This window comes from Tabrizicola sp. (assembly GCF_051645465.1).
Classification (GTDB): Bacteria; Pseudomonadota; Alphaproteobacteria; order Rhodobacterales; family Rhodobacteraceae; genus Tabrizicola.
Map to the genome: position 1 here is coordinate 1 of NZ_JBOFBI010000360.1, position 10,984 is coordinate 10,984.

10 protein-coding genes and 1 other RNA gene are annotated in these 10,984 nt (G+C 62.1%); 4 read left to right on the top strand and 7 right to left on the bottom strand.

The annotated features are described in order from the left end of the window. Positions 1-1,186 (top strand): PhoX family protein (locus tag ACRCSW_RS22280; protein ID WP_438707843.1); only part of this gene is annotated, 1,186 nt, incomplete at its 5' end. 255 nt (positions 1,187-1,441) lie between these two features. Further along, entirely contained in the window at positions 1,442-2,488 is a 1,047-nt protein-coding gene (locus ACRCSW_RS22285; protein WP_438707844.1) for an ABC transporter substrate-binding protein, read from the top strand. Positions 2,489-2,542: 54 nt separating this feature from the next. Here ACRCSW_RS22285 and ACRCSW_RS22290 read toward each other — a convergent pair whose 3' ends face one another. Both ACRCSW_RS22290 and ACRCSW_RS22295 read right to left on the bottom strand, forming a co-directional pair. Then, positions 2,543-3,280, bottom strand: coding sequence for a type 1 glutamine amidotransferase domain-containing protein (locus ACRCSW_RS22290; RefSeq protein ID WP_438707845.1), 738 nt, complete (start codon positions 3,278-3,280; stop codon positions 2,543-2,545). An 11-nt stretch (positions 3,281-3,291) separates the two neighbouring features. Continuing rightward, positions 3,292-3,846, bottom strand: a complete 555-nt coding sequence (locus ACRCSW_RS22295; RefSeq protein WP_438707846.1) for an antibiotic biosynthesis monooxygenase — start codon at positions 3,844-3,846, stop codon at positions 3,292-3,294. Between the two features lie 219 nt (positions 3,847-4,065). On the opposite strand from ACRCSW_RS22295, the gene ACRCSW_RS22300 reads away from it, so the two are divergent. Further along, positions 4,066-4,983, top strand: coding sequence for a LysR substrate-binding domain-containing protein (locus ACRCSW_RS22300; protein ID WP_438707847.1), 918 nt, complete (start codon positions 4,066-4,068; stop codon positions 4,981-4,983). Positions 4,984-5,033: 50 nt separating this feature from the next. Here ACRCSW_RS22300 and ACRCSW_RS22305 read toward each other — a convergent pair whose 3' ends face one another. The 5 genes from ACRCSW_RS22305 to ACRCSW_RS22325 all read right to left on the bottom strand — a co-directional run bounded on the left by ACRCSW_RS22305 (position 5,034) and on the right by ACRCSW_RS22325 (position 10,473). After that, positions 5,034-6,575 (bottom strand): winged helix-turn-helix domain-containing protein, encoded by a 1,542-nt coding sequence (locus ACRCSW_RS22305; protein WP_438707852.1) that lies wholly within the window; start codon positions 6,573-6,575, stop codon positions 5,034-5,036. A 98-nt stretch (positions 6,576-6,673) separates the two neighbouring features. Then, a complete protein-coding gene (locus tag ACRCSW_RS22310; RefSeq protein ID WP_438707848.1) occupies positions 6,674-6,940 on the bottom strand; it encodes a nickel-binding protein in 267 nt (88 codons plus the stop codon). Then, positions 6,937-7,665, bottom strand: a complete 729-nt coding sequence (locus tag ACRCSW_RS22315; RefSeq protein ID WP_438707849.1) for a DUF1194 domain-containing protein — start codon at positions 7,663-7,665, stop codon at positions 6,937-6,939. The genes ACRCSW_RS22310 and ACRCSW_RS22315 overlap by 4 nt, the downstream gene beginning before the upstream one ends. Before the next feature lie 321 nt (positions 7,666-7,986). After that, positions 7,987-9,174, bottom strand: a complete 1,188-nt coding sequence (locus tag ACRCSW_RS22320; protein WP_438707850.1) for a helix-turn-helix transcriptional regulator — start codon at positions 9,172-9,174, stop codon at positions 7,987-7,989. A 162-nt stretch (positions 9,175-9,336) separates the two neighbouring features. Next, complete coding sequence (locus ACRCSW_RS22325; RefSeq protein WP_438707851.1) at positions 9,337-10,473, bottom strand: helix-turn-helix transcriptional regulator; 1,137 nt, start codon at positions 10,471-10,473, stop codon at positions 9,337-9,339. A gap of 334 nt (positions 10,474-10,807) precedes the next feature. On the opposite strand from ACRCSW_RS22325, the gene ssrA reads away from it, so the two are divergent. Then, positions 10,808-10,984: a transfer-messenger RNA gene (gene ssrA, locus ACRCSW_RS22330) on the top strand; the annotation flags it as partial.

Here is a 10,984-nt window from a genome sequence, read left to right on the forward strand (position 1 = left end):
CGGCGCCTCGGCCTTCTACGACAAGGGCACAGCACTTGTCGGCGAAGACGATGACGACAAGGAAATCATCGGCCCCGCGGCAGGCGGCAACACCAAGCTCATCTTCACCGACGGCAAGTTCACCTCGGTCGAACCCGCCCTCGGCGGCACCTGGAACAACTGCGCTGGCGGCCCAACCCCCTGGGGCACCTGGCTGACTTGCGAGGAAGACAAGTCCGACTTCACCGAAGTGGGCGGCATGCCGCACGGCTATGTCTTTGAAGTGTCAACCGAAGCGGGCGAAACCACCGCGACCCCGATCAAGGAAATGGGCCGCATGGACCATGAGGCCGTGGCCTTCGACCCGATCAGCGGCAATCTCTACCTGACGGAAGACGACCGCAACCAGTCCGGCTTCTACAAGTTCGAACCGACCGACCGCAGCCAGAAGCTCGGCGCTCTGGCGCAGGGCGGCACGCTTTACATGGCCAAGGTCGCAGGCGCCGACAAGGTCGATCTCCTCGATCCGCAGATGGGCGACAACTACGTTCTGGAATGGGTCAAGATCGACGACCCGGACCTCGCGCCCCAGCCCTTTACCGAAGCCCCGTTCGACGCCGAAAACACCGCCTCGGGCCCATTCGTCCAGGGCCGCAACCTCGGCGGCCTTCGCATGTCCCGCGGCGAGGGCTGCTGGTATTCCGCCGCCGACCGGCTGATCTACCTGGTCGACACCTCGACCGGCAAGGATCAGGACTCCGCGTCCGAGACCTTCGGACAGGTCGGCCGAGGCGATGGCTCGGTCTGGACCTTCGACCCCGCGACCGACCGTCTGACCTGCATCTTCCAGGCCCAGAACAAGGTCGCCGGCAACAACTTCGACAACGTCGCAGTGTCGCCTCGCGGCGGCGTCCTGCTTTGCGAAGATGGCGGCGGGGTCGAGGATGACTTCGGCAAGGGCGAACGCCTCATGGGCCTGACCCCGGCTGGCGAGACCTATCTCTTCGCCAAGAACAACATCACGCTGACCGATGCCGAGGTAAAGGCAGCGGGCAAATCGGCCGAGTTCATCAAGGCCGACGACTACCGCAACAACGAATGGGCGGGGGCCACCTTCGACCCATCGGGCCGCTGGCTCTTCGTCAACATCCAGGATCCCGGGATCACCTTCGCGATCACCGGCCCATGGGAACGCGGCCTCCTCTGACCGCATGATTCTTGCGCCCCCCGCATCGCCGGGGGGCGTCTGGTCCGGTTCACCGCCGCAAAAGGCGGCATTCACAGGCAATTGCGTGCCCTTCGGTACGTTTTCTGTGCAGAACCCCTTGCCCTTTTTCAAGCTCCGAACCACCTTCCAGCCAGCGCTTGTCCGTGTGGGCAGGCCTGCCAGACAAAAATGCGCATGAAACGCACTGCGGCCAGCTTGGGGAAGTACGGTCGCCGCTACGACAGAGGAGCACCCATGACCAATATGAAGATAGCCCTGATCAGTGCCGTTTCGGTGCTGTCGCTGACCGTCTCCGCCCGCGCGGCCGACCCCGAACTCACCGTCCTTGACTGGGCAGGCTGGGAAATCGACGGCATGCTGCAGCCCTACGTCGACAAGCACGGCCAGAAGCCCAGCTATGTCTTCTTCGCCGACGACGACGAGGCGTTCCAGAAGGTCTCCTCGGGCTTCAAGGCCGATGTGGTCCACCCCTGCGCCGCGGCAGTGCCCCGCTACATCGAAGCCGGCCTGATCGAGCCCTGGGATACCTCGAAGATCCCGGAATTCGCCAATATCCCCGAACGGATGGTCGCACCCTTCACCAACGAGGAAGGCGTCTGGTTCATCCCGACCGACTACGCCTACACCGCGATCGCTTACAACGCCGAGACCGTCCCGGTCGAGGACGTGGCCTCGATCCAGGTCTTTGCGTCCGAGAAATACGCCGGCCGCATCTCGATGCCCGACAACACGGATGACGTCTGGTCGCTGGCCTTCATGGCCACCGGCGTGACCTCGTGGGACAACGTGACCGACGAGCAGTTCCAGGCCGCCGCCGACTGGCTGCGGAAGGTCCACCCGAACGTCCGCGCCTACTGGGCCGACCCGTCGGAACTGTCCCAGCTCATGGCCTCGGGCGAGGTTCAGGTCGCCTGGTCCTGGAACGACCCGGTCGCCATCCTGCAGGCGGAAAACTTCCCCGTCGGCTTCAACCGCTCGCCCGCCGAGGGCGCTGCCAGCTGGTACTGCGGCTTCGTGAACGCCAAGGACGGCCCCGGCAACGAGGACAAGGTCTATGACCACATCAACTCGCTCCTCGCACACAGCTCGGCCCAGCCGCTCCTCGACGCGATCGGCTATGCGCTCGCGAACGACGCCGCCATGGCCACGATCGATCCCGAAGCGGTCAAGGCCGCCTATGTCGACCCGGTGACCACCCCCCTCTTCATCCAGTCCCCGCCCTCGACCGAACTGCGCGACCGGATGATCGAGGAATTCGAGATGATCAAGTCGGGCTTCTGAGCCCGGCACCAAAGATCTGAAATGCGCCCGGGGGACCCCCCGGGCGTTTTCGTTTCACCGGCCCAGCGTCCCGACCACCAGTTCTGCCGCCGCCGCACCCGAATACTGTTGCTGGCCGGTGATGAGGTTCCCGTCGCGAAGCGCAAAGGACCGGAACCGGCCTGACACGACAAAGTTCGTCCCCTCCAGCTTCCTCGCCTCTTCCTCGATCCGGAACGGCTGGATGCGCTTGCCGACGAAGCCGTCCGCAAAATCCTCCTCGCTGTCGGCAAAGCCGGTCCAGGTCCGGCCTTTGACCAGCAACTCGCCATCCGACAGCCGGGTCTTCAGAAGGATGCAGGTCCCGTGGCAGATCACCGCCACGATCTTCCCCGCCTCCCAGGCCCGCGCAACGAATGCATGCACCGCCGCATCGTCGATCATCGTCACCATCGGCGACTGCCCGCCGGTTATGAAGATCGCATCGTAGGCCATTGGATCAATGTCAGAAATCGCCTTCGTGCCCTTCAGAAGATCGGCATGCGCCGCAGAATGCTTGAACCCAAGCGAGATCAGGTCATGCGCCGAATAGCCGCTTGCGTCCTCCGGATCGGAATAGCCGTCACCCACCAGGTCTCCACCCGCCGGGCTCACGATATCCACCGCATAGCCCGCCTCGGTGAAGACCCACCACGGATGGGTGACCTCCGCCCACCAAAACCCCACGGGCCACCCGGTTACCGGAGAGACCGCCGGATTGGCCGCAATCATCAGCACCCGCTTGGTGCCATGGATATCAATCGTCGCAGACATGTCTTTTCCTTTCAAGGTGTTGCAGACTTCGGATAGATGAATCGGGCGATGTGCGGCGTCAGGCGCGGCATGACGACATAGGTCATCAGCCCCACCTGCAGCGTCACCGTCACCAGAACCCGCAGGGCCAGCGGCCATCCCGCCATCAGCGGCCCGATCGTAAGGTTCAGCGCCAGCACCAGCACGAAGACCACCGCCACCAGCACCAGCGCCATCCGGTGCGGCGAGGGTTGGGGAACGCGGGTGCCGGGCGGCGGATCGAACCAGAACTCCAGCCCCGTCATCCGCTCCCACGCGGCATCCCCAGCAAAGAAAGGCTCGGCCTCCGCCAGCATCCGGGCGCGGAAGTCCGAGGTCTCGAAGCGCTCCAGCGCCTCCAGACTGTCAAACCGGAAGACGCTTCGGTATTCGCCAGACCCGGCAGCAGGGCGATGGAATTCCGCCCCCAGATAGCCCGGAAACTCTCGCGTCACCCCTTCGGCCATACGCTTCAGCCAGTCTTCGTAGGCGGCCTCCGACCCCGGCTTCACCCGGCGACGCACCAGAACGGTCACAGGTTCCGGCATGGCTTACTCGATATCCAGCATCGCGGCGCCAGAAAGCAGAGAGTTCCAGGTCATGATGCATTCCTTTCGCTTGTTGCTGGGACGGCGATGGCGGCACAAGTCCACTGGCAAGGCCCCGCAGTGGCAGCCCCCAGTGAACCGATCTTCCATCGCACACCTCCTGATTGCCTTGACGCAAAGATAGGGTGGTGCTTTCATAAACAAGAACGAAATCGAGTCATGTCTGATATAAGCAATTCTGAACTCCGTCGTCTCGACCTCACCCTGCTCCTCGTCTTCCTCGGCCTCCTCCGGCACCGAAAGGCGACCGCGGTGGCGGCGGAACTGGGCCTCACGCAGTCCGCGGTCTCGCAGGCGCTGCGGCGGCTTCGCGACATCTTCGGCGACCCCCTCTTCCTCCGCCGCCCCCACGGCCTTGAACCGACAGCCGCCGCCCTGGCCCGCGAAGCTTCCGTGCGCACGGCGGTCGAGGCTCTCAGGCAAGCGCTCGGCGGCGGTGAGGCGCCTTTTGATCCCGCCACTGCCCGCCGTGTGCTGAAGATCGCCGCCATCGACGCCGAACAGGCGATCCTCGTGCCGCCTCTGGTCAAAGCCGCGACCGAAGAGGCGCCCGGCGTGCAGATCATCGTCACACCCCTCGCCCGCCGCGCAGCGATCGAAGCGCTGATCGAAGGCGAGGTCGACCTCGCCACCGGGGTGTTCTTCGAGACGCCGCCCGCACTGATCGCCACACCGCTTTACAGAATGGGCTACGCCGTCGTGGGCAGGCCGGAGGTGCTGGGGGCCGGGCCGCTGACCGTCGAACGCTACGCCGCCCTGCCCCATATCCTGCTGTCGCCCGGCAACGACCTGCGTGGCATCGTGGATGAGGCCCTGATGGCGCGCGGACTGACCCGCCACGTCGTGGCCGCCGTACCCGCCGCCTTCCCGGCACTTGCCGCCGTGGCGCGGACCCGCTGCATCGCCACCCTCCCCGACATCGTGGCCCGCGCCCATGCCCCGGCAATGGGCCTTGCCATCGCCGACCCGCCGCTTCCCTTACGAAGCTTCCCCGTCCTGGCGCTCCACCACCGCCGCAACGAAACCGACGGAGCAGTGCTTTGGGCGCTCGCGGTCCTCACCCGCGCGACCGCATGATCGCGACCGCCGAAGTGCACCAATCGCCCTTGTCCGACCCGGCTCACCGGTCAGACACCCAGCTGCCGCAGCCCCTTGCGAAAAACCCGGCTTACCTCGGCCGTCAGGGAATAGAACGTCGCGAAATACTGCTCTGGATCGTAGTCGGGATCACGCTTCCGCAGCTGACCCATCATGCTCTTCGCCTCTTCGGTCCGGCCAGCCTCCTGCAGGATAAGCGCCGCATTGAACAGCATATGTCCATAGGTCGACCGATGCGCCGCCGACCGCGCCGCCCAGTGCGCGGCTTCATCAAGGTCGCCCAAGCGAAAGTAGGCATTCGCCCTGCTAAGCTGGATCGACGGCAGAAACGGGTCGAACGGGCTAAGGCTTTCGCTCCGTTCAAGGCTCTCCAAAGCCCGGACCGGATCGCCCGCATGGCATTCCAGAAATCCCAGCATGTAATGCGCATTCGGAAAGCTTGGGCTGAGGTCGATGCCACGTGCGACATGTTCTTTCGCTGCGTCAAGATTGCCACCCAGCCACTGCGCACGACCGTAAGCCCAATGGGCCACCGGGCAAAGCGCATCCGCCGCCAGCGCCCGGTCGGCTGATGCCAAAGCGACCGCGGCACCGGCCTTTCGGTCCCCAAGCCGATTGGTAAAGGCAAGATGATACTGACAAAACGAAACGAAGGCATGCGCGCGGGAACTCCCCGGGTCCAGCGCCGTCGAGGTTTCCAGATGCCCCAGCGCCGCATGCATCCCATCTGGCGTGAACTGAAACGCGTGGTGCAGGCCAAGGTGGAGTTCCCTCCACGCTTCCGACCCGCCATTGCGATCTGACAGTGCCGCCCTGATCTCGGCCTCCGTCACTGCCAGCGAAATGACACTGACCAATCGATCCGCAATATGTGCCGAGCTGCGGTGAAGGTCGTCCGCCGAGACCACGATTTCATCAGACCACTCAAGGCTGCCATCGTCCGTACGGACAAGATCGACCACAAGCCGAAACGGCTCGCCCGCCGCGCCGCTGCCAGAAACAACTCTCCCCGAAACCACGTTGCTGACGCGCAGCAGCTGACGCAACCGCCAGGGATCCTCACCGAAGTTGCGAAGCGCAAAGACGCTCCCGCGCCCGGTCACCCGATAGGCCCGAAGCCGCGCCAGGCGCGAGATGACATCGTGTGTCAGCCCATCGAACAGGATTCGCATCCTGCTCGGCGTTCCGTCGGGCATCAGGAACGGCATGACAGCGATCGACCCCGCTTCGGCGGTTGCCAGAACACTTGGCATCGTCATCACAGACAGGCCGACATCTGCCAGCATGTATCCCCGGCGCGGCACCGTGCGCAAAAGCGATGGCCCGTCCGGCCCAAGCGCCTTGCGCACTTCATGCACGCACTGCGTCAGCGAATCTTCGGACACGATCACATCCGGCCAGACCTCGGACATCAGATCGTCCTTGGTCATCACGCGTCCGCTTTGCTGAACCATGGCGGTCAGCAGCTTCAGCGCCTTTGGCCGGATCGGCACGTCGCCATGCCGCGAGAAAAGCCGTCCCTGGGCAAGATCAAGGGTCAACTCACCAATGGAGATCACTTGCGGGTCCATCGGCACGAGGTTCACCTTCCTTCGAAGATAAAGGACACGACCTTCAATTCGCAGCCTGCCACAAACGGCAGCTCATAGAAACGACCGCGCGCAAATGCCTAGTCCACCGCAAGCGCTATCGCCGACACGATCCTTTCCACCGGAAGCCTTGCCGCAGCGTTCAGGCTGGAAAGCACCGCTTCGTCCTTCGCCTGAAACAGGCACAGGCAACGGCCGTCGCCTGGCAGAAAGGTCGAGCCCATGTAGTGAACCAAATCACCATTATCACACATCAGTGCAGCATGGCGCCGGTTGGCAGCGATGAGCCCGTGCAGGTCGGCCAGCGAAATTCCTTCGACATCGCGCTCGATCAGAAACGTCTTCATGGTTTGCCTCCCATTCCATGCGTCAATCCCGCCAAAGTTGGTAAAGCGATTTCGCGGGCCAGCTTCTGGGCAATTGCGTCGCCAAACGTCTCGAACGACTCGACCGTCATGACAAATGATCCCGGTCCGACGATCACCTCGTCACGGTACCAGGCGTCGAGATCCGATCCCTTCTGTGCAATCGCTAGCCCATTTACCGTTACGCCCAACTCTTCGGCACGTGTCCGGGCGTATTCCAACGGCACATGATAGCGTGGATGCGGCCCCGCCGACTCCACGCCGTCGCCAGACACGTTAATGATCTGCCGGATAGCACAGGCTTGGGACGCCTGGAGCAAGTCCAAAGCCGTCGAAATACCTCGGCCGATCCCGGTATCTCCCGTCACCTCGCGCGGCGTGGACGCGATAAGGCTTGCCATGCGAAAGGCGTCTTCGGTAGTCGTAATGCGCTGCCAGGGGATGATCTGCGGGGCCATCTCGGAATCGCCCCAGATGACGACCGCCACATCCACTATTCCGGCCGCCGAAAAGGCTGCCAGCACCTCGTCGTTGGTGAAGGCGGCCGAATATCCGAGTTGCTGCAACTGGAACTCGCCGGCATCAATACTGCCCGAACCATCAATCGCAAGAACCAGCGCCAGGTCAGCACAGGATGCAAAAGCTCCGGCGGCTGGGATGCCGCCGGACCAGAGCGTGATAAAAGACAGGATCAGATTAAATCTCATGATAAGAACCGCGGTCGTTGAAATTGAATGCGATGGTGGTCGGTCACGCAGCAAAAGTCCTGAAGGACTTCTGAAATCTTCCTGATTACCGGGGCTGGACCCGAGGTTTCACGCCCCCGGACCGCCGAACCATGGATTACCTGAACGTCCGTCAACGGCGCGTGATTTGCAGAAACTGGTGCTGACTTTGCAGGGCGGCAATCGCAGGTCATCGATCAATCCTTGTTTCGAAAAACTCAGCTCGTCTTCCCGACACGGCAAATGCTTCTTCAAACGAAGCAACCGCGCACTACCCATTTTGATAGGGACGTCGACTTGGTCTTAAGCAACCGGCGGGATAAGCGCCGTCACCCGGGCCGCCAGCGCGGTCTTGTCGTTCACGCCCACTTTGGCGTAGGCGTTCTTCAGGTGATAGCGGACGGCATTGACTGTCGTGCCCTGTGCCGCCGCGACAGCCTGGGGTGCCTCGCCAAGGGACATCGCATAGGCAACCTTGGCTTCCGAAGGCGTCAGCCCGAAAATCGTGCGCAGAATTTCAACCGCCATCGGCTGCTGCTCGCTGCGCTGAGCGATGAAGATGGCCGCATGCCCGGGCGCGAGCTCTCCGCGCAGATCATTGCCCTCCAGCGGCAGCACATAGGCCGAGGCCCGTTCGCCATCGGCGCTGACCAAAGGCACCCCGATGCCCGAGATACCAAGGCTTTGCGCGCCATGAGCCGCCCGGGCAATGGCGGCCTGAAGGTGGTCAACTGTCCCATCCATCCGCCGCGTCCGCACATGTCCCTGCGAAAAGGCCAGGAAGTCCCCTTTTGACAGGATCGCATCCGCAAGCGCATTGCCATAGACCAGCCGACCATTGCCATCGACGATCAGAACCGCCACCGATAAGGCATCAAGCACCTTGCGATACAGCGCCAGGGCCAGATTGCTGCGGTCAACCATGCTGTTGATCGAAACGGCGCGTCGGATGTGGGGGACTATTCGCGCGACGAAGTCCTTCTGACGCTTGCCTATAAGCGGTGAACCTTCACTCGTTGTGAATGTCATGGCACCACGCAGAAGCTTTCGATCATAGAAGAGAATGTTCATGCAGTCGCGCAACCCCTGGGGACGAACCCATTCGTTGTAGAGTTCCGTCTTGTGGAACTCGGCCTCCTCAACATGCTCCATCTGAACCCAAGGCACATCGAGGCCGCCGCGCCATAGTCTATCCAGGCCGGGGGCGTCCGGGAGATAGCGTTCAAGTCGCTCGAACCAGGTCGTGTCCCACGACGTGCTTCGCACTTTCAGCATCGGGACGCCACTGCTGGAGTGCATCGAAAGATCGGTGTACCCGAACATGGCGTATGCAAATCCAAGGCTCGACCTTATCCGCTCCAGCGTCTGCGGCCATAAGTCCGGATTTGCCGCGCAATCGTAGACTTCGCCCAGTATCCGATCAAAATCATCCAACGAATTATCTCCGATACCGACGATCTCTACTCGACGCGATTTCGGCAGGATCAGCATGGCGGCCCGACGGTCTCGTCGTTCCCGTCGAACAACGTCACGCAAAACAGCAGGTTATCACGTTCTTCGGTCACGACCTTAGCCAAGCAGTCAGCCAACGCAAGTCGCAGCTATGCCGGGGCGCGATGATCTGGGCACGACTTCTCTGGTCAGGGATTAGCGCTAGGCTTCAACTACCGGCGGGATAAGGGCCGTCACTCGGGCCGCCAGCGCGGTCTTGTCGTTCACGCCCACCTTGGCGTAGGCGTTCTTCAGGTGATAGCGGACGGCATTGACCGTCGTGCCCTGCGTTGCAGCAACAGCCTGGGGCGCTTCGCCAAGGGACATTGCGTAGGCAACCTTGGCTTCCGAAGGCGTCAGCCCAAAGATGGTGCGCAGAATCTCCACCGCCATCGGCTGCTGCTCGCTGCGCTGCGCGATAAAGATGGCCGCATGTCCGGGGGCCAGTTCTCCACGCAGATCATTGCCTTCCAACGGCAGCACATAGGCCGAGGCCCGTTCACCGTCAGCGCTGACCAAAGGCACCCCGATGCCCGAGATACCAAGGGTCTCGGCGCCTTTGGCTGCTCTCGCGATGGCGGACCCGAGGTGGTCAGCCGCCACATCTACCCGCCGCGCCCGCACATGTCCGTTGTGGAAGGTCAGGAAGTCCCCTTTTGACAGGATCGCATCGGCAAGCGCGTTGGCGTAGACCAGCCGACCATCGCCATCGACGATCAGAACCGCCACCGACAAGGCATCAAGCACCTTGCAATACAACGCCAAGGCCAGATTGCTGCGATCAACCATGCTGTTGATCGAAACGGCCCGGCGAATGTGAGGGGTTATCCGGGCGGCAAAGCTCTTTTCATGCCGACCAATTAGGGGCGAGCCCTGGCTTCTTGCGAACGCCATGTAGCCAAGCAAGAGAGTCCTTTCGTGATAACTGATGTTCAGGCAATCCCGAAGTCCCTGTGGTCGGACCCATCCCTGGTAGAAGTCCGTCTTGTGGAACTCGGCTTCGTCAATCTGGTCCATCTGGGTCCATGGCACATCAACGCCAGCCCGAAGAAAGACGTCGGCGCCAGGAATGATGGAAAGAAAATGTTCAAGGCTTTGAAGCCACGTGTGGTCCCAGGTAGTATATCGAAGTTTTCTTAGCGCCGTGCCATTGACGGCGGTCAACGAAATATCTTTGAACTCGAACATGACATAGGCACAGCCCAGGGTCGATCTTATCCGCTCCAGCGTCTGCGGCCACAAGTCCGGATTTGCCGCGCAATCGTAGATGCCGTTCAGGATTTCATCAAACTCGTCCAACGAATTGTCTCCGGTCCTAACGGCCTGTAAGCGACTTCACACAGCTCCGGCGGGATCGATGCGGTGGCTTTGTCGCAGTCTTTCTGGGCAAACGTATCATATGGCACAGCAGGCGATCACGTCTTGTTGGCGTCAACCAGTCCAATCTGTGGAACTGGGCAAGTCGCTGCTTTCGCAAGCTTGGTTTCTTTGACCTCGGGATGCAAGTTCGTCAGGTCGGATATCCCCGCAATGCCGGACGGCAGCGATGCCCAAACCTTACCAGACCCTTAACGGCTCCCGCACAACCCATTGATATTCCTTGCGGCAGCCAAGCGTAACTCAGCGTTACGCCCACCTTGCGCCCCCCCGGCCCACCCCCTATATTGATCCCTGACCGGGGCAACCCGGCCTATGGCGATAAACGCACCTGTAATAATCGGCTCGGACCCGGGGGCGGTACCCGGCGACTCCACCAAAACTCCCGCGTTGGGGACGGACGGGGTCGAAATAGGATCGACGAACGACCAAA

What these genes read in the sequence shown, in the direction of transcription:
- ACRCSW_RS22300 (WP_438707847.1), top strand. Translation starts at nt 4,066, where the DNA reads ATGTCTGATATAAGCAATTCTGAACTCCGTCGTCTCGACCTCACCCTG.
- ACRCSW_RS22290 (WP_438707845.1), bottom strand. Translation starts at nt 3,280, where the DNA reads ATGTCTGCGACGATTGATATCCATGGCACCAAGCGGGTGCTGATGATT.
- ACRCSW_RS22310 (WP_438707848.1), bottom strand. Translation starts at nt 6,940, where the DNA reads ATGAAGACGTTTCTGATCGAGCGCGATGTCGAAGGAATTTCGCTGGCC.
- ACRCSW_RS22295 (WP_438707846.1), bottom strand. Translation starts at nt 3,846, where the DNA reads ATGCCGGAACCTGTGACCGTTCTGGTGCGTCGCCGGGTGAAGCCGGGG.
- ACRCSW_RS22285 (WP_438707844.1), top strand. Translation starts at nt 1,442, where the DNA reads ATGACCAATATGAAGATAGCCCTGATCAGTGCCGTTTCGGTGCTGTCG.
- ACRCSW_RS22305 (WP_438707852.1), bottom strand. Translation starts at nt 6,575, where the DNA reads ATGGACCCGCAAGTGATCTCCATTGGTGAGTTGACCCTTGATCTTGCC.
- ACRCSW_RS22320 (WP_438707850.1), bottom strand. Translation starts at nt 9,174, where the DNA reads ATGCTGATCCTGCCGAAATCGCGTCGAGTAGAGATCGTCGGTATCGGA.
- ACRCSW_RS22315 (WP_438707849.1), bottom strand. Translation starts at nt 7,665, where the DNA reads ATGAGATTTAATCTGATCCTGTCTTTTATCACGCTCTGGTCCGGCGGC.